Annotated in this window: 15 protein-coding genes; 6 read left to right on the top strand and 9 right to left on the bottom strand. The window is 64.4% G+C overall.

Annotated elements, in window-relative coordinates:
- The first annotated feature begins 17 nt into the window (after positions 1-17).
- The gene (locus tag BN1133_RS14660; protein WP_050667236.1) at positions 18-659 is read left to right on the top strand and encodes an SDR family oxidoreductase; all 642 of its coding nucleotides are present in this window, start codon (positions 18-20) and stop codon (positions 657-659) included.
- 25 nt (positions 660-684) lie between these two features.
- On the opposite strand, the gene BN1133_RS14655 is transcribed toward BN1133_RS14660, so the two are convergent.
- From BN1133_RS14655 to BN1133_RS14640, 4 genes are read right to left on the bottom strand one after another with little or no spacing between them, the layout of a single operon-like run.
- Complete coding sequence (locus BN1133_RS14655; RefSeq protein WP_050667235.1) at positions 685-1,866, bottom strand: ABC transporter permease; 1,182 nt, start codon at positions 1,864-1,866, stop codon at positions 685-687.
- Positions 1,860-2,981, bottom strand: coding sequence for an ABC transporter permease (locus BN1133_RS14650; protein WP_050667234.1), 1,122 nt, complete (start codon positions 2,979-2,981; stop codon positions 1,860-1,862). Before BN1133_RS14650 ends, BN1133_RS14655 begins: the two co-directional genes overlap by 7 nt.
- Positions 2,982-3,959, bottom strand: coding sequence for an HlyD family secretion protein (locus tag BN1133_RS14645; RefSeq protein ID WP_407922044.1), 978 nt, complete (start codon positions 3,957-3,959; stop codon positions 2,982-2,984).
- 17 nt (positions 3,960-3,976) lie between these two features.
- Positions 3,977-5,374: a TolC family protein gene (locus BN1133_RS14640; protein WP_050667232.1), complete on the bottom strand. Its 1,398-nt coding sequence runs from the start codon at positions 5,372-5,374 to the stop codon at positions 3,977-3,979.
- 278 nt (positions 5,375-5,652) lie between these two features.
- Between BN1133_RS14640 and dusB the strand changes: the two genes are divergently transcribed.
- Together dusB and fis are read left to right on the top strand one after the other, a co-directional pair.
- The gene (gene dusB / locus BN1133_RS14635; RefSeq protein ID WP_050667231.1) at positions 5,653-6,618 is read left to right on the top strand and encodes a tRNA dihydrouridine synthase DusB; all 966 of its coding nucleotides are present in this window, start codon (positions 5,653-5,655) and stop codon (positions 6,616-6,618) included.
- 25 nt (positions 6,619-6,643) lie between these two features.
- Complete coding sequence (fis, locus tag BN1133_RS14630) at positions 6,644-6,940, top strand: DNA-binding transcriptional regulator Fis (protein WP_005352164.1); 297 nt, start codon at positions 6,644-6,646, stop codon at positions 6,938-6,940.
- Between the two features lie 312 nt (positions 6,941-7,252).
- Here the strand turns inward: fis and BN1133_RS14625 are convergent, their stop codons facing one another.
- Genes BN1133_RS14625 through BN1133_RS14605 form a run of 5 tightly spaced genes read right to left on the bottom strand, consistent with a single transcriptional unit; the run spans position 7,253 to position 14,622 of the window.
- Positions 7,253-10,045 carry an FAD-binding and (Fe-S)-binding domain-containing protein gene (locus tag BN1133_RS14625; protein ID WP_050667230.1) on the bottom strand — a complete coding sequence of 931 codons (2,793 nt, stop codon included), beginning with the start codon at positions 10,043-10,045 and terminating at the stop codon, positions 7,253-7,255.
- Positions 10,045-10,689 carry a LutC/YkgG family protein gene (locus tag BN1133_RS14620; protein ID WP_050667229.1) on the bottom strand — a complete coding sequence of 215 codons (645 nt, stop codon included), beginning with the start codon at positions 10,687-10,689 and terminating at the stop codon, positions 10,045-10,047. Before BN1133_RS14620 ends, BN1133_RS14625 begins: the two co-directional genes overlap by 1 nt.
- A gap of 1 nt (position 10,690) precedes the next feature.
- On the bottom strand, positions 10,691-12,127 hold the full coding sequence (locus tag BN1133_RS14615) for a LutB/LldF family L-lactate oxidation iron-sulfur protein (RefSeq protein ID WP_050667228.1): 1,437 nt from the start codon (positions 12,125-12,127) through the stop codon (positions 10,691-10,693).
- A complete protein-coding gene (locus BN1133_RS14610) occupies positions 12,120-12,911 on the bottom strand; it encodes a (Fe-S)-binding protein (protein WP_082178020.1) in 792 nt (263 codons plus the stop codon). The genes BN1133_RS14615 and BN1133_RS14610 overlap by 8 nt, the downstream gene beginning before the upstream one ends.
- Before the next feature lie 13 nt (positions 12,912-12,924).
- Positions 12,925-14,622 (bottom strand): L-lactate permease, encoded by a 1,698-nt coding sequence (locus BN1133_RS14605; RefSeq protein WP_050667227.1) that lies wholly within the window; start codon positions 14,620-14,622, stop codon positions 12,925-12,927.
- 59 nt (positions 14,623-14,681) lie between these two features.
- Here BN1133_RS14605 and BN1133_RS14600 point away from each other — a divergent pair, with 59 nt between their 5' ends.
- The 3 genes from BN1133_RS14600 (at position 14,682) to BN1133_RS19790 (ending at position 16,969) form a co-directional block, all read left to right on the top strand.
- Positions 14,682-15,659, top strand: coding sequence for a LysR family transcriptional regulator (locus BN1133_RS14600; RefSeq protein WP_136614073.1), 978 nt, complete (start codon positions 14,682-14,684; stop codon positions 15,657-15,659).
- Positions 15,660-15,760: 101 nt separating this feature from the next.
- Positions 15,761-16,636, top strand: coding sequence for a DMT family transporter (locus BN1133_RS14595; RefSeq protein ID WP_050667225.1), 876 nt, complete (start codon positions 15,761-15,763; stop codon positions 16,634-16,636).
- Between the two features lie 216 nt (positions 16,637-16,852).
- Positions 16,853-16,969: an acetyltransferase gene (locus BN1133_RS19790; RefSeq protein WP_082178019.1), complete on the top strand. Its 117-nt coding sequence runs from the start codon at positions 16,853-16,855 to the stop codon at positions 16,967-16,969.
- Positions 16,970-17,117 lie beyond the last annotated feature (148 nt).

Raw genomic sequence — 17,117 nt, 5'->3', positions numbered from 1 at the left:
ATTGATAGGATTAATAAATGTCTCGTTTCTTGCTGTTCGGTGCCGGCCGCGGCCTCGGTCTGGCCACTACCCGCCATCTGCTCGCCCGGGAGCACGAGGTGCACGCCCTGGTACGCAGTCAGGCCCAGGCCGTAGAGCTGGAAGCGATGGGGGTGCGGGTCACGCAAGGGGATGCCCTGGATGGCGAGGCGGTGGCCCTGGCCTGTGCCGGAGCCGGTGAGGAGGCCCTCACCATCTCAACTCTGGGTAGCTTTCGCTCCGAGCGGCCGGTCGATTTCGAGGGCAACCGCCTGGTGATCGACACCCTTGAGCAGTGCGGCCTGCGCCGCCTGCTGCTGGTCACCTCCCTCGGTTGTGGCGACAGCTGGCACTCCCTGCCCGAGCGCGCCCGCGCCGTCTTCGGCCAGGAGGTGCGCCTCAAGTCCCTGGCCGAGAGCTGGCTGCAGAGCAGCTCCCTGGCATGGACCATACTGAGGCCCGCCGGCTTGCAGGATGGCGAGCCAACCGGTCACGCCCGTCTCGCCCCCCAAGGGGAAGAGCTGCACGGTCTGGTTCGGCGTAGCGACGTGGCCCGCCTGGCCCATACCCTGATCCAGGATCCCCAGCACATAGGCCGGATCTACGGCTGCGTCGACGACGCCCTGACCCGTGCATCATGAAGAAGGGGCCACAGGCCCCTTCGCTTTACCCCTTGACCCTTAACGGCTCCGCAGGCGCCAGGGTACGCTGGCGCCAAGCGAGCGCCCACCAGGCCAGCAGGCCATAGATCAGCGCCAGGCCCCACAGTTGCCACCAGTAATGGCTCACCTGATCCATGCCCGCCCCCATCTGGTTGAGCCTCAGCATCCCCTGAATCACCGCCGTACTCGGCACCCACTGGGCCAGCCAGTTAAGGGAGGGGGGCACCATCTCCACCGGCCAGATAAAGCCCGCCACGAAGATGAGCGGCATGGAGGAGATCAGCACCACCTGGGTCGGCAGATCACGGCGCACGAAGAGAGCACCGAGCAAGACCCCAAGCCAGAGGGTGGCCAATACGAAGGGGAGCAGGAAGAGCAGCACCTGCCCTGCACTCGCCTCCCGCGCCACCCCGTAGTGGTGCAGGCAAAATCCCATCATGTAGGTGATTGGTGCCAGATAACCGATGCCGATCACCAGGGTGCGTGCCAGCAGCAACGGCAGCAGGGGCGCACTCTGCCAGTACCCCTCGCCACCGCGCACCGTGATCTGGTTCTGGGTCGCCCCGAGCAGGGCACACCCCATCAGCAGGATCTGGTGCAGGATCAGCAGGAAGACCGCCGGCACCACATAGTTCACATAGCCCATGGTGGGGTTGAAGACGGGCACCAGGTTGAGAGCCACCGCACTCCAGCCGCTCGCCGCCCCCGGAAGGGGCTCACCATGGGCCAGCAGCCGGGCCACCTTGATCTGGGCACCCAGGGTACCGCTCGCCGAGGCGAGCCCCTGCACTATGGCCCCGTAGACCAGAAAATAGCTGGCATCGCCGGCGTAGCTCAGGGTCACCGTGTGGCCCTGCATCACATCCCGGTAGAAGTGGCGGGGGATGTGCAGCAGACCACTCGCCCTCCCCCCGTCGATCAGTGCCTTCGCCTCGGCAAGCGTCGCCACCTGATCCACCAACCGCACCTCGGGGGTCGCATCGGCCATAAAGGCGAGACGCCGGGCCAGCTGGCTGCCATCTTCGTCCACCAGCACCACCGCCTGCTCACGGGGAGTCTGCTGCAGATAGGGCTGGGGATAGAGAAAGGAGTAAAACAGGATGCCACCAAACAGGGTCAGCAGTATGGCCCTGTCCGCCAGCAGGCTGCGCAGCTCAAGGCGCAGCAGATCGCGAAACCCTAGCATTGGGCCTCCTTGCGGCTCGCCCTCAAATAGCAGTAGCCGGTCGCCGGCACCATGAGCCAGAACAGGGCAAGAGCCCCGAACTGGGGCGCCAGCTCGACCAGCCCGGCCCCGTGGCTCGCCACCGCCACCTGAATGTCGGCGTAATGGGAAATGGGGAGCAGGGCGCGCCAGAAGGTGGCGAAGCTCTCCATGGAGACGGTCGGGAAGGTGATCCCCATAAAGGCGAGGCCAGGAGCGGTGAGGGCACCGGCCATAGAGACCGCCCGCGCCGCGTCGCGGATCCCGGCGTAGAAGAGCATGCCCAGGCCCACACAGGCGCCGCTGGTCAGGCCAAGGGACAGCGCCAGCAGCCAGGGATCACCGTGTTGGGGATAGCCGAGCAGCCCGTAGAGCCCGTAGCACCACAGCAGACCCCAGCCCCAACCGATGAGCCCATGAAGGGCAAACTTGCGCCCCAGCGCGGGCCAGATCCCGGCGGCGTCCCACTTCAGCCCCAGGCGGTCCTCTCGTGCCAGAGCGTTGAGCCCGTAGAGGATGAGCAGGATCTGCCAGGCGGCCGGGAAGATGGCGCCAAGAAGAAACTGGGCGTAGCTGGAGTTGAGATTGTACAGCGCCGTCACCTGCCCGGTGAGCGGCAGCGACTGGCCAAGGGCGCCCGGCAGGGCGCTGCCGTCGGCCAGCGCCTGCAGCACGCCAACCTGGCCGTTGAGGGTACCCACCACCTGGGCCAGGGCGCTGGCGATCACCTTGGCGATAAGCACAAACTGGCCGTTGTTCCAGGCGGTGATGCGAGGGCCGGTGCCAAGGCGCGCATCCCGCTCCAGATGAGCGGGCATCACCACCAGGGCATAGATCTCTCCCCCGCGCAGGGCGCGGCTCCCCTCCGCCACCGAGGCATACTCATCGGCCAGACGCAGGGAGGGGGAGGCGTCCATCTGGCGGGCCAGCTGGCGCGACATGGCGCTCTTGTCGAGATCGACCAGACCGACGGGAAGATCCCGCACCAGGGCCGCCGAGAAGATCCACCAAAGCAGCAGCATCATGCCAAGGGGAAGCCAGAGCACCAGCATGCGACCCCAGCCATCCTGCCAGAGCAGGCGAAGTTCACGCCCCATTTACTGCTCGACCAGCACGCTCATGCCCACCCGCAACTCAGGGATGGGGTTGAGCGGGCGCGCCTCCACCTCGAAGGTGCGCATGTCGAAGCCCTGGCGGGTATCGGTGGCCCGCCAGGTGGCGAAATCCCCCATCACGGCCACATGGGTCACCCTGAAGCGATAAGGAGCATCACCCAAGGCCGGAAGACGCGCCTCAAACTCGGCCCCCATGGGGAAGCGAGCCAACTGATCTTCACGCACATGGAGCACGGCCCAGGCATCGTCCATGTCGAGCAGGGTCACCACCGGGAAGCCCTGGGGGGCCAGCTCGCCACTGCGCAGCAGCACCTGGCTCACCTCCCCCTGATGGGGGCTGGGGACGCGGGTGTCGGCGAGATAGGCCTCCACCTCGGCCACCGAGCCGGCGGCCATACGCGCCTTCTCACGAGCCGCCACCTTGGTCTCGGCCTGGGCCCCCTCGAGGGCCAGCTGATACTGTTGCCAGGCCATCCCCTCGGTGTAGCGGGCCGCCTGCCAGGCGGTCCATGCTTCGTCCCGCTTCTGCAAGGGGAGCACCCCGTCCCGATGGAGGCTGGCCACCCGCTGATAGGTCTTGCCGCGCAGCTCGGCGGCCGCCTTGGCCTTTTGCCACTGATCCTTGGCCGCGGCGATCTGCTGGGCACGCGCCCCCTTCTCGGCCTGCTGGGCCAGGGCATCGGCCGCCGCCTCGCCGGCCTTGGCCTGGGTCAATTTGGCCTCGATCTCGGGGCTGGCCAGGGTGAAGACCAGATCCCCGGCCTTGAGTTTTTGCCCCTTGTGCACCAGCACCTCGTCGATACGGCCCGGCACCTTGGAGGAGACCGAGTACTGCTGGGCCTCTATCTGGCCCTGCAGTCGCACCGGCTCGGGCTGGTAGGCAAGCCAGAAGCGCCAGCCCAGCCAGGTGACGGCCAGCATCAGGACCCCGAGCAGGATCAGGGGTCGCTTGGAATTCATGCTCTGCTTCAACGCACTCATTGGGTCACCTCTATGCCCTGCTCTTGCTGGTAGTGTCTGAACTGATCGGTCTCGCCACCCAGGGCCATCAGGCGCGCCAGTGAGACCACGTATTGATAGGCGGCGGCGGCGCGCTGGGTCTTGACCCCGGCCAGCTGGTTACGGGCATCCACCACATCCAGTGAGGTGGAGAGCCCCTGACCGAAGGCCTTGTCGCGCAGCTTGACGTTCTCCTCGGCCAACTGCTGGGTCGAGGAGAGGGATTGGTACTCCTCCAGCGCCTGACCTGCCTCGCGCCAGGTTTTCTCCACCAAGAGCTCGAGGTCGCGGCGAGTCTTGGCCTCCAGATGGTTGACCTGCAGCTCGGCACTCTTGGCGGCGGCCACCATCTCGGAGCGACCGTCACGGCTCACCAGGGGCAATGAGACCCCGACCCCCACCAGCCAGTCCGGTGCCATCTTGGCCGCCAGGGTATCCTGCTCGTAGAGGTTGTAGTTACCGTAGAGAAACACCTCGGGGGCATACTTACCCTGCTCGACCCGGATCAGCCCCTTGGCCTGCTCGCGCTTGGCCATCAGCATCTTGAGACCGGGGTGAACCGCCAGGGTCTGGGTCACCAGGGGAGCGAGCGGCGGGGTCTGCTGGTTGACGAAGAGGGGGTTGCTCGGTTCGGCGCCATCGAGCTTGATGAGCCGCGACAGGGCCAGCTCGGCGATCTCCAGGCTGCGGCGCGCCTTCTGGGTCTCGATGCGGGCGCGATCCAGGGCCGACTGGGCGGAGAGCAGCTCGACCCGGGCGATCTGCCCCTGGGCCTCGAGCTTTCTGGCGTGATCGTAGTGGTGAGCCAATCCCTGCTCTATCTCCTGGCGGGTCTGCACCACCTGGCGCGCCAGCACCACGCCAAAATAGGTCTGGGAGAGATTCTCGAAGCTGGCCTGCTGCTTGATGGCCAGCAGCTCACGCGCCTCGTTCACCTGAGCCTCGCGGATGTCCTGGGCCGCATCGATGCGCCCGCCGACAAAGAGGGGCCAGAGCATCTTGACCGAGCTGGTCACCACGTTCTGCTCGGTCAGAGGGGTCACAAAGGAGCTGGCGCCGACCCCGAACAGCCGCCCCAGGGCGAGGATCAGATCCCGCTTGCCTGCCATTGGGTTGAGATCGAGCATGTCCATCTCCACCGGCTGGTCGAGGCGGGTGTAGCTCGCCCCCACGTCAATCTTCGGCAGATAGAGATCCCTGGCGGCCTCGCGCATGGCCTGTGCCCGCGACACCCCCTCCCGCTCGGCGGCGAGTCCCTCGTCCTGCTGCAGCAGACGGCTCCACGCCTCGGCAAACGTCACCTCTGCGGCCCCTACCCTGACCGACAGAAGACAGCACAGCAGTGCGCCCCCTATCCCGATAATCCGTGCTGTCATGGTCACCCTGTAGATGTTAATAAATTGACTAGAGCTTTTGCTCTGCACAAGCGCCGTATGATAGCGCAAAGGTGCGCCAGACAGAAAAAGACAATTGACTCGCCCCTCATTCGGCGCGGGTCGGCATCAATTGGCTGATTTGCAAGCTATCCAGATTTTGCAAGCCTTGGAGGCCATTTTTTTCCGAAAAAAAGTTGCCTGACGCTCAAATACTAACCTTTTCTCCTGCCTAAAAAATGCGTAATATACGCCGCCCTAAGCCGATGGTAACCGTAGTAATGCAGATAGGTCCCCACACGCTTGATACCCCCCTGATCGTCGCTCCCATGGCCGGTGTTACTGACCGTCCATTTCGCGAGCTTTGCTTGCGCCTGGGTGCCGGGATGGCGGTGTCCGAGATGTTGTTGGCCAATCCGGATGTCTGGGATTCCCAGAAGACCCGGATGCGGATGGATCATGCTGCGGAAGGTGGTATCCGTTCGGTACAGATTGCCGGTGCCGATCCGGAGATGATGGCGTATGCGGCCCGCTACAACGTAGAGCACGGGGCGCAGATCGTCGACATCAACATGGGTTGCCCGGCGAAGAAAGTGAATAAGAAGCTGGCAGGCTCCGCCCTGCTGCGCGACCCAGTCCAGGTCAGAGCCATCTGCCGGGCCGTGGTCGATGCAGTAGAGGTGCCTGTCACCTTGAAGATCCGCACAGGATGGGATCCGGATAACCGCAATGGCGTGGAGATCGCCCGAATCGCCGAAGATTGCGGTATCAAGGCCCTTGCCGTGCATGGTCGCACCCGCGCCTGCCTCTATAAAGGGGAGGCGGAGTACGACACCATCAGGGCGATTAAGCAGGCCGTATCGATTCCTGTTGTCGCCAATGGCGACATCAACAGTCCGGAGAAGGCCCGGTATGTCCTCGACTATACCGGTGCCGATGCCGTGATGATCGGCCGAGCTGCACAAGGACGACCCTGGATTTTCCGGGAAATCCGTCACTACCTGGCCACAGGTACCCTTCTGCCTCCGCCGCCGCGGGATGAGGTCAGGGCCCTGATGCTGGAGCACGTCGCCAACCTGCACCGTTTCTACGGTGAGTATCTGGGGGCACGTATCGCTCGCAAGCACGTGGGATGGTATCTGGACGGGGATGAGACGGGCCGAGAATTCCGTAGGCGCTTCAATGGCCTGGAATGTGCCACGGCACAACTTGAGGCACTTGAAGCGTATTTCGATGGATTAGGTTAACGCATAACATAAGAGCCGACCGAATATGTTCGAACAAACCCTGACTTCTGATGCATTGGTAACGACCACTCACAATCACGCCGCCGAGCCGACCCAGCGCCCCCTGCGTGACTCTGTGCAACAGGCCTTGCGTAACTACCTGGCCCAGTTGAATGGTCAAGAAGTGGTGGAACTGTACGATATGGTCCTCTCCGAAGTCGAGGCTCCCATGCTGGACGTGATCATGCAGTACACCCGTGGCAACCAGACTCGTGCTGCCATCATGATGGGCATCAACCGTGGTACCCTGCGCAAGAAGCTCAAGCGCTACGGCATGAACTAAGCTTCAATAGCCAAAACATTGAAAAACAAAGGCACTTTCATTTATATGAGAGTGCCTTTTTCGTTATCGATTCACCACAGTCCCTCAGCAAGGTGGCAATCCTCCCGGCTTAGCCCCTTGGCCTGTTTCTCGCTTGGTTGCTACCTTTCCAACGTATGCCGCTGCCCCCTCCCTCGCTCGCGCCCAGCTGCTCTTGCCGCCTCCACTCGCCCAACTGATGCACTCAAGGCGGCTGTCAGCTGCAAAATAGCCGCGTCATACCTAACCCTGGCAACGAATAACCCCGGCCGAGTGTATTCGGCCGGGTTTTATTTATCTCGCCGCCTGATCCACCAGATAGAGGATGCTGTGATAGGGAATGCCGGCGTGCTGGCTAAGCCCCATTTCACAGGTACGGCTATTGCTAAAGCCCTGGCGGCAATCGGTGGGCACCTGGGCGGGCAGGCTGGCGAGTGCGGCGGCGTTGAGCTCCGGGGTCATCAGCCCCTTGTCGCCGGCAAAGCCGCAGCACTGAATATGCTCAGGCACGATCACCTCCCGGGCGCAGGCGCGGGCGACGCTGAGCATCGCCTCCCCCAGCCCCATGCGCCGGCTGCTGCAGGTGATATGGAGCATCACAGTCTCATCGATGGGAGTCAGCTCAAGGTGGGGCAGCAGGTGTTCCAGCACAAAGGCGGAGGGCTCGAACACCCGAAGGCCCTTGCCGAGCTCCCCCGAGAGCAGCCGCTGCACGCAGGGGCTGGTGTCGAGCAGCACGGGCCAGCGCCCCTGTTCGCTTGCCTGCCACAGGGCCTCGACCAGATCAGTACGCTTGGCTTCCGCTACCTCACTCATCCCCTTGCTGTCATAGGGCATGCCGCAGCAGAGCCCCTCAACTCTCGCCGGCACTATGACCCGGCAGCCCGCCTTCTTGAGCAGGGATAACACCACGTCCGGCAGTGACGGAGCTTCCTCCTGCTGGCCGAATACCCGGCTGGCGCAGGAAGGCAGATAAACCACGGCGCGCTCGCCGGATCCGCCATTGCTCCCCTCCCCTTGCGGCCACTGGTAACGGCTCGGCCCCGGCAGGGTGGGCAGCCAGGCGGGTGTGCGCTGGCCGCTCAGATGGCGAACCCCGTTCACCAATCCGACCAGCGCTTTCTCCCCCAACATCTTGCCGGCAATGGCTTTGAGGCCGAGGGCCCCACGGGCCGTGCGAGTGACCCCGGCGAAGTGATCGGCGCTCCAGCGGGCGATGGGCACGAAGCGGCTGTACTTTTCGCTGCGCAATTTCTTGATAAGGCTGCCGGTATTGATGCCCACCGGGCAGCGATCGGCGCAGAGCCCGGTGGCGGCGCAGGTGTCGATGCCCTGATAGTCAAACAGCCGGGCCAGCTGGTTGGAGGGCTCATCGGCACGATTGCGGCGGGCCAGTTCGCGATAGAGCACGATGCGCTGACGTGGTGACAGCGACAGGGTGCGCGAGGGGCAGACCGCCTCGCAAAAGCCGCACTCGATGCAGGGGTCCACGATGGCATCGCTCGCCGGCATGGGCTTGAGATGGGCCAAGTGGGCATTGGGGTTATCGTTGATGATGACGCCGGGATTGAGCAGGTTATCGGGGTCGATCAGCGCCTTGATGCGCCGCATCAGCGCCATCCCCTCCGGCCCCCATTCCAGCTCCACATAGGGGGCCATGTTGCGGCCGGTGCCGTGCTCGGCCTTGAGGGACCCGCCAAAACGCACGGCGACCAGCTCGGCCACCGCATCCATAAAGGCGCCGTAGCGGGCCACCTGGGCCGGATCGTCGAACCCCTGGGTAAAGACGAAGTGCAGGTTTCCCTCCAGCGCGTGGCCGAAGATGATGGCTTCATCGTATTCGAAGCGATCGAACAGTTGCTGCAGCCCAGCTACCCCTTCGGCCAGACGCTCGATGGGAAAGGCGACATCCTCGATGATGACGGTGGTGCCGGTGGTGCGCACCGCCCCCACCGCCGGGAAGAGCCCCTTGCGAATGGCCCAGAGGCCGGCGCTCTCCTTGGTAAAGGGCACAGAGGCGACCTGGGCGAACTCGTCCGCCATGACCATCACCTGCTCGCAGCGATCCACCAGCACCTCTTTCGATTCCCCATGCACCTCGACAAGCAAGGCGCAAGCGGCCAAGTCCAGCTCTTTGATAAAGTCCGGCAGGCCGGGCTTGCCCGCCACCGAGCGAAGGGATCGTCCATCCATCAGCTCCACCGCCGCCACCGGCGCAGCTTTAAGGCGCGAAGTAGCCAGACAGGCCTGCTCGGCGTCCCGAAACACCAGCAGGGCCGAGGCCTTGTGGGGGTATTCCGGCACGGTATCGAGCACCACCTCGGCGATAAAGCCGAGGGTCCCCTCCGAGCCGATCATCAGGTGGGTGAGGATATCGACGGGGTCCTCATGATCGAGCAGGGCATTGATGGCGTAGCCGGTGGTGTTCTTGAGCCGGTACTTGTGGCGGATCTTGGCGGCAAGCTCGGTATTGGCCAGCACCTCGGCGCGCAGGGCGGCAAGCCCCGTGAGCAGCTCCGGGCGCGCAGCCGCAAAGGCGGCGCGGCTGTGGGGATCGCCGCTCTCCAGCACGGTGCCATCGGCCAGCAGCAGGGTCATGGCATGCAGGGTGTGATAGCTGCTCTGGGCAGTGCCGCAGCACATGCCGCTCGCGTTGTTGGCGGCGATGCCGCCCAGCTTGCAGGCGTTGATGGAGGCCGGATCCGGCCCAATCTTGCGCCCCAGAGGCGCCAGATAGCGGTTGGCATCGGCGCCGATCACCCCGGGTTGCAGGGCGATGCGGGCCCCCTCGTCCAGAATGCGGTGGCCGCGCCAGCTGTCGGTCAGGGTGATGAGCACCGAATCGCTCAGGGCCTGGCCCGAGAGGCTGGTGCCGGCGGCGCGAAAGGTGCACGGCAGGTGCAATTCGCGGCACACCGCCAGCACAAAGCGCACCTCATCGAGAGAGTCGAGGCGCACGATGCGCTCGGGCACCAGCCGGTAGAAGCTGGCGTCCGTGCCGTGGGCCAGCCGAAGATCCGGGTCGCTCACCAGCCGCTCCGGCGGAATACGCGAGAGCACGGCTGCGTCAAATTCATTCCAGCGCATCAGCAATCCTCCACCAGCACTACCAAGAGGCGGCTCGGGCCGTGGGCGCCGTAGGCCAGGGTCTGCTGGATGTCGGCGGTCTTGGAGGGGCCGGAAACCAGCAACAGATTGGTGGGCATGGCCTGCTGCCAGCGCCCTGCCGCCACCAGCCCCGCCAGGTTGTCGGCAATGGTGGAGGCCGCCAGCAGGGCGATATGGCAGGGGGGCACAAGCGAAATAGTGCGCGGCTCGCCACCATCGGGCAGCAACACCAGGGTGCCGGTATCGGCGATGGCCCCCGCGCAGTGGGTGATGCCCGCCTGACAAACGTCAAACAGCTCGTCTTTCCAACTGGCGAACCCACCAGAGGGGGTCAGCACAGAGCGCCCGGCGCAGGCTGCCGCGACGTCGACTTGCCAGCGGCCCCCCTGGCCACAGGCCAGATGCGTTATTGCTTCGCCATCCAGCCAGGCGGCCAGATCCCGGGCTAGATGAGCCTCCTTGACGGTCAGGATCTCGGCGTGGCTGGCGCTGATCCCGGCAAGGAAGCGCTCGCGCCGTGCGCCGTCATCTTCCCCGCGCCAGGGCTGCCAGCCGTGCGGTGCGTGGGCCATGGGGGTGGCGGCGCCGCGCAGGCGGCTTAATATGGCCTCTTTGCTCGACATCTCAGGACTCCTTTTTCTTCTGGCGCAGCAGGGCGTGCAGGCTCTGGGGGGCGGGTTTGGGGGCCTCGCGGCACTGGGTCCAGGGACCCAAGTGTTTAGGCATCAGCCCCCGCAGGCGACCGGCCACCCCGGTTGCGGCGTGATAGAGGCGCGGGTGGGTGGCGGCAAAGGCAAAGCCCTGCATGGCCAGGGTCTCGAGCCGGCTCTTGGCCGCCCCCTGCCCCGCCAGCGGTTCGTGGCCGGGCAGTGCGTCATGTTTGGCCTCCCGGCGCAGGCGCTGCAACAGGTCGGGAATGGGGATGCGCACCGGGCACACCTCGCCGCAGGCACCGCACAGACTGGATGCGGTCACCAGATCCTGGGTGCTTTCCAGCCCCAGCAGATGGGGGGAGACTATCTTGCCGATGGGGCCCGGGTAGATGGTGCCGTAGGCGTGGCCGCCGATGCGGGTGTAGACCGGGCAGTGGTTCATGCAGGCGCCGCAGCGGATGCACTGCAGGGTTTTGCGCAGCTCCTCGTCCCGATAGGCCTGGCTGCGGCCGTTGTCGAGCAGCACCAGGTGCACCTCGTCCGGGCCGTCCAGCTCTCCTGCCCGGCGCGGGCCGCTGATGACGTTGAAGTAGGTGGTGATGGCCTGACCGGTGGCCGAGCGGGTCAGGGCGCTGTAGAGGGGCGGCACGTCGGAAAGGAACTCCACCACCTTCTCGATGCCGGTGATGGCCACGTGGACTTTCGGCACAGTGGTGCACATGCGCCCGTTGCCCTCGTTCTCCACCAGACAGAGGCTGCCAGTCTCGGCCACCGCGAAATTCACTCCAGAGAGCCCCATGCCGGCGCGGCGAAACGCTTCGCGAAGGGCCCGCCGCCCGGTCTGGATCAGTTCGTCCACGTCCGTGGTCGGGGTGAAATCTGCCAGATTGCCGGCGAAGGTATCGCTCACCTCCTGCTTGTTCTTGTGGATGGCGGGCATGATGATGTGGGACGGGGTGTCGCCGTCGAGCTGGACGATAAACTCCCCCATGTCGCTCTCAAGACAGCGAATACCGTGGCGCGCCATCTCGTGGTTGAAGCCCACCTCCTCGCTCACCATGGACTTGCCCTTGACGATGCTGCTCACCCCGTGCTTTTGGGCGATGCCAAGGATGATGGCGTTGGCCTCGTCCGGCGTCTGGGCCCAGTGCACTTGGATGCCGTTACGCTCGCAGTTGGCTTCGAGCTGCTCCAAAAGATCCGGCAGGCGCGAGAGGCAGCGCTGGCGAATTTGCTCGGCCGCATCGCGCACCGCCGACTCTTCCCGCGGATCGGCGAAGGCGTCCCGCCGCTTGCCGCGCAGGTAATCCATGGCGCCGCGAAAGTTCTGGCGCAGCACGGGGTCGGCCAGGGCCGCCTCGGCCTGGGGATGGAAGCGGCGCGGCGAATACTTGGCGTGCTCACTCATGATGGGCCTCCTGTTTTTGCGCTTGTAAGCCCTGAGCCACCGGCTCGCTATGGGCGAGCAGGAAGCTCGCCAGATGGGTGGCAGGGAGCGTCTTGCCCTGATAGGCCAGGGATCCCTTGATGTTCAAGAGGCACCCCCAGTCGGCGCTCACCAGGGTGTCGGCACCAGTGGCCAGCAGGTGGCGGGTCTTGTCCTCCACCATGGCCTGGCTGATGTGGGGATGGCGCACCGAGAAGGTGCCGCCAAAGCCACAGCACTCGCTCTCGTAGGCCTGCTCGTGCAAGGTGACCCCCTCGAGCTGCCCCAGCAGACTGCGGGCCGTGGTGTGCACCTGCATCTCGCGCCGGGCCGAGCAGGAGGTGTGCATGACGATGATCGCCTCCCCCACCGTGCGCCAGCGCACCCGGCAGACCCGGGCCAGAAACTCGGTCAGCTCGAACACCCGCTCGCAAAACGCTGCCACCTCGGGGCTCTCCGGGAAGAGGCGAGCATAGTGATGGTGCATCATGCCGCCGCAGGAGCCCGACAACACCACCACGGGCCAGGGCTCGGGGAAGAGCGCCATCTGGCTTTGCGCCACCTTGCGCGCCTCCTCCTCATGACCCGAGGTGTAGGCCGGCTGGCCACAGCAGGTCTGTTTCTCGACAAAGTGCACCCTTATCCCTTCCCGCTCGATCAGGGCGATGGCATCGAGCCCCGCCACCGGGTCGAACAGGTCCACCAGACAGGTGGCGTAGAGATAGACATCGGCCGGCTTGGCCGGATAGACCCGCATTACCTTCATCACTTGCTCTCCCTTACTTCAACTGCAGCAGTGCGTCCGAGACGTGGAAGCTGTACATGAGCGCCAGCCCGATAAGGCCGCTGGCCAGCAGGTAGTAGAGGGTCGGCAGCGCCGTCTTGCGCAATGTCGCCCCCTCGCGGCCCAAGAGCCCCACGGTGGCCGAGGCCGCCACCACGTTGTGGATGGCGATCATGTTGCCAGCCGCCGCGCCAACGGCCTGCAGCGCCAGCATGGCGGCGGTGGAAACCCCCAGGGTCTGGGCCACCTCGAACTGGAACTGGCTAAACATCATGTTCGACACCGTGTTGGAGCCGGCGATAAAGGCCCCCAGCGCGCCTATGGTGGCGCTGAGCGCCGGGAAGAACTCCCCCACCAGCCCTGCGGCAAAGTTGGCTGTGGTCACCGGCATGCTGGCGAGATCCGCCCCGTTGACGCCGGAGTTGATGAAGATGCGCACCATGGGCACGGTGAAAATGAGCACGAAGCCGGCGCCGATCAGGGTACGGCTCGACTCGCTCACGGCGCGGCCGAGGGGGGCCAGGGCGCGGGCCTGAATGAGGGTGGTGAGCAGGGCGCAGAGCACCAGCAGGCCCCCCGGCAGGTAGAGCGGCTCAATGGAGGCGCTGACCCCCTTCTCACCCAGCAGATCGGTGAAAGCGAGGCTCACCGACAACAGGCTTGCCTTGAACTCCGGGCTCACCCGGCTCGCCACCAGCAGGAGGGCCAGCGCCACATAGGGGAGCCAGGCCAGCAGCAGCGACATGGGGCGGCCGGCGGCCTCTTTGAGATCGAGCTTGAGGGATCCCAGCCACTCGGCGGGCCACTCCTGCTCGGGGGCGAAATCCCAGCTGTTCTTGGGCACCAGAAAACCATGGCGTGCCGCCGTCACCACCAGGGCCAGCCCCACCAGGCCGCCGATAAGGGACGGGAACTCGGGGCCGAGCAGCATGCCGGTGAGGGCATAGGGCACGGTGAAGGCGAGCCCCGCGAAAATCGCGAAGGGCAGGATGGAGAGCCCCTCGGTCCAGCTGCGGTTGCGGCCAAAGAAGCGGGTCAGCATCATCACCATCAGCACCGGCATCAGGGTGCCGACGGTGGCGTGGATGAGGGCCACGTTGGTGGTCACCTGTTGCAGGTAGATGTCCCAGCTGCTGCCGCCGGCGCTTAGGGTGTGGCCGATGGCCTGGTTATCCAGCCCCTTGTTGATCCCCACCAGGATGGGGGTACCCACCGCACCGAAGGAGACCGGGGTGGACTGGATCATCATGCCAAGCAGCACAGCGGCCAACGCAGGAAAGCCGATGGCCACCAGCAGGGGGGCGGCGATGGCGGCCGGGGTGCCAAACCCCGAGGCTCCCTCGATAAAGGCGCCGAAGCACCAGGCGATGATGATGGCCTGGATGCGCCGATCCGGCGAGATATTGGTGAAACCGCCGCGAATGGCGCTGATGGCACCGGTATGTTTCAGGGTGTTGAGCATCAGGATGGCGCCGAACACTATCCAGAGCACGGTCACCGTGATGATAAGCCCCTGCAGGGTGGAGGCGAGCACCCGGGTCGGGCTCATCTGCCAGCCCCACAGGGCGATGAATACGGTCAGGATAAAGGCGATGGGCATGGCGCGCTTTGCGGGCCAGTTGAGGCCGACCAGCAGCACGGCGGCCACCACGATCGGCGAGAAGGCCACCAGGGCCAACAGGGTGTCTGTCATCATTGCGTCCTTGTCCGAGCGGTGCAGGGTGCACCTTGTTGTCATTTTGTTAACCGAACGTGACCTTACCCTGTTCCTTTTTCGCGATATATGGAAATAATGAACAACATTCGTTCCAAAAATCGATAAATATGGCCAGTACCGACGACCTCATTCTCTTCGCCCAGGTGGTGGAGGCCGGCTCCTTCAGCAAGGTGGCCGAACAAAATTCCCTGACAAATTCAGTGGTTAGCAAGCGCATCGGGCGTCTGGAGGAAGAGCTCGGAGTGCAGCTGCTCTATCGCACCACCCGCCGGCTGACCTTAAGCGAGGCGGGCAAGGAGCTCTATCAGGGTGCCAAAAATGTGAAGGCCGCCGCACTGGACGCCTTCGATGCGGTAGCGGGTTTTGGTGAAAAGGTGAGCGGTCATGTGCGGATGTCGGTGCCCACCATCTCGGGGGAGCTCTTGCTCGCCGACGCCGTGGCCGATTTTTGCCAGCAGCACCCGGGGCTCACGGTGGAGATGTCACTGGACAACCGCTTCGTCAACCTGGTGGAAGAGGGGTTCGATCTGGTTATTCGCACCGGCTATCTGGATGACTCGAGCCTGATTGCCCGCCACATCCTCGACTCCCAATGGGTGATCTGCGCCGCCCCCGCCTACGTGCGCCGCTTCGGGGCGCCGCGCGAGCCGTCGGATTTGCTCACCCACAACTGCCTGCGCTACGCCTACCAGAGCACGGGGGCCTCGGAGTGGGCCTTCAAGGGAAAAGAGGGCAACTATCTGTTGTCGGTGTCAGGGAGCTTCTCCACCGACAACGCCGGCGCTTTGCGCAAGGCGGCGCTGGGAGGGCGCGGCATCGTCTATGTGCCACGCTGCCTCGTCTATCACGACCTGATGAACGGCGATCTGGTGGACTTGTTTCCGGACCGGGTGGGCAAGAAACTCGGGATCTACGCCGTCTACCCCTTCACCCGCCAGCCACCGCGCAAGATAAGGCTGCTCATCGAGCACATCCGCCAGCGCTACCTCGATATTGCCCACTATTTTGTGTAGGCACCTGTGTCGGCGATCCCACGCCACCATGCGACGCCCCTAGCCAGAACGGGCCTCTTTTCTTTATCCTCTTCACTTCACCCGATCACCACGGATGCCTCATGTCTCGCCTCCCCCTCCTCCTGATGCTGCTCACCACACTGCTGGCCGCGGCCGGCTGGCTCTTCTCAAAAGAGGCGATCAGCGAACTCCCCCCCGCAGCCTTTATCGGCAGCCGCTTTCTGTTGGCCTCTCTGCTGCTGCTTCCTCTGGCTTGGCGGCGCGAGGGGACCCTGTCCAGAGGAGCCCTGTTGCGGGCCGCCGCCTGTGGTGTGCTGATGGGGTGCAGCCTGCTGCTATGGGTGACCGCCATCAGCCAGAGCGACGCACTGGGGAGCGGCGCCTTTATCATGAGCATCGCAACCCTGATGGCACCTCTGGCCGCCTGGGCTGCCTTCCAGACTCGCCCGGGGCGACGCTATTGGGCCACGCTGCCACTCGCCATCGCCGGCCTGATCCTGCTCTCCCGAAGCACTCAGTGGGGGGTCTCTCTCTCCTTGCTCTGGTTTCTGGCTGCGGCCACCATGCTGGGTACTCAGCTGGCTGTACATCGTCACTTCGCCCAATCGATTCCCCCCACCTGGCTCACCTGTATTCAACTGGCGATCACGGGTCTGCTCGGCACTCTGCTCTCCCTGCTGACCGAATCATGGCCTGCCACCATCAGCACCGGAATATGGGGCTGGTTTGCGGCCAGCGTGCTGCTCGCCACCACTCTGCGCTATCTGCTGCTCACCCTGGCCTTACGGCAGATGAGCACGGCTCACGCAGCCCTGCTGATGCTGCTTGAGCCTGTCTGGACCCTGGTCCTGAGCGTACTCATCTATCAGGAACCCCTGGGCGCACTCAAGCTGGCCGGCGTTGCCTTGGTGCTGAGCGCCCTGCTCTTCTATCAGTTACCGCTGCTGCGACTCCCGCGTCTGCAGCGTGATCGCTGACAGGAGAGCTTGCGCCCGATACAGGTGATGGAAGAGGCCTTCAACGATACCCTTATCCGAAGCCTGCCTTAGGATGGCGCACCACGATTTGTGATCCCAGACTGTCGCAGACAGCTCGGCCACTCATCGGGCTGCGGCATCAGAGATACCTCCTCGGCAGATAAGGCTCACAAGGCATAACAGTGTGGCAATATCGACACCGGATAGACGGTTACCATGCCAAGCAACCGGGGCATGGTCACCCTGGCGCGCAAGGTCGGGTTCAAGGTAGAGGTGTCGATGGAGGATAATCTGGTGAGCATGGTACTGCCGCTCGGCGTGAACACGCCGTGAGGCGTGGATGGAAAACCAGGGCCTGCCGAGCTCGCGGTCGCTCGGTGAGAGTGAGCAAACCCCAAAGAGAAAGAGGCCATCCCAAGTGGGATAGCCTCTTGTTGTCTCGACAGCCTTTCAAAACTGTAAATGCAAAAAGACCATCTCA

Source organism: Aeromonas schubertii, assembly GCF_000820105.1.
Lineage (GTDB): Bacteria > Pseudomonadota > Gammaproteobacteria > Enterobacterales > Aeromonadaceae > Aeromonas > Aeromonas schubertii.
This window is presented reverse-complemented; position numbering and strand designations above follow the sequence as displayed.

Excerpts from the sequence above, each read along its gene's own strand:
- BN1133_RS14640 (WP_050667232.1), bottom strand. The coding sequence starts at position 5,374 with ATGACAGCACGGATTATCGGGATAGGGGGCGCACTGCTGTGCTGTCTT.
- BN1133_RS19790 (WP_082178019.1), top strand. The coding sequence starts at position 16,853 with ATGCCAAGCAACCGGGGCATGGTCACCCTGGCGCGCAAGGTCGGGTTC.
- BN1133_RS14605 (WP_050667227.1), bottom strand. The coding sequence starts at position 14,622 with ATGACAGACACCCTGTTGGCCCTGGTGGCCTTCTCGCCGATCGTGGTG.
- dusB (WP_050667231.1), top strand. The coding sequence starts at position 5,653 with ATGCAGATAGGTCCCCACACGCTTGATACCCCCCTGATCGTCGCTCCC.
- BN1133_RS14655 (WP_050667235.1), bottom strand. The coding sequence starts at position 1,866 with ATGCTAGGGTTTCGCGATCTGCTGCGCCTTGAGCTGCGCAGCCTGCTG.
- BN1133_RS14595 (WP_050667225.1), top strand. The coding sequence starts at position 15,761 with ATGTCTCGCCTCCCCCTCCTCCTGATGCTGCTCACCACACTGCTGGCC.
- BN1133_RS14650 (WP_050667234.1), bottom strand. The coding sequence starts at position 2,981 with ATGGGGCGTGAACTTCGCCTGCTCTGGCAGGATGGCTGGGGTCGCATG.
- BN1133_RS14620 (WP_050667229.1), bottom strand. The coding sequence starts at position 10,689 with ATGTCGAGCAAAGAGGCCATATTAAGCCGCCTGCGCGGCGCCGCCACC.
- BN1133_RS14660 (WP_050667236.1), top strand. The coding sequence starts at position 18 with ATGTCTCGTTTCTTGCTGTTCGGTGCCGGCCGCGGCCTCGGTCTGGCC.
- fis (WP_005352164.1), top strand. The coding sequence starts at position 6,644 with ATGTTCGAACAAACCCTGACTTCTGATGCATTGGTAACGACCACTCAC.
- BN1133_RS14645 (WP_407922044.1), bottom strand. The coding sequence starts at position 3,959 with ATGAATTCCAAGCGACCCCTGATCCTGCTCGGGGTCCTGATGCTGGCC.
- BN1133_RS14615 (WP_050667228.1), bottom strand. The coding sequence starts at position 12,127 with ATGAGTGAGCACGCCAAGTATTCGCCGCGCCGCTTCCATCCCCAGGCC.
- BN1133_RS14610 (WP_082178020.1), bottom strand. The coding sequence starts at position 12,911 with ATGAAGGTAATGCGGGTCTATCCGGCCAAGCCGGCCGATGTCTATCTC.
- BN1133_RS14625 (WP_050667230.1), bottom strand. The coding sequence starts at position 10,045 with ATGCGCTGGAATGAATTTGACGCAGCCGTGCTCTCGCGTATTCCGCCG.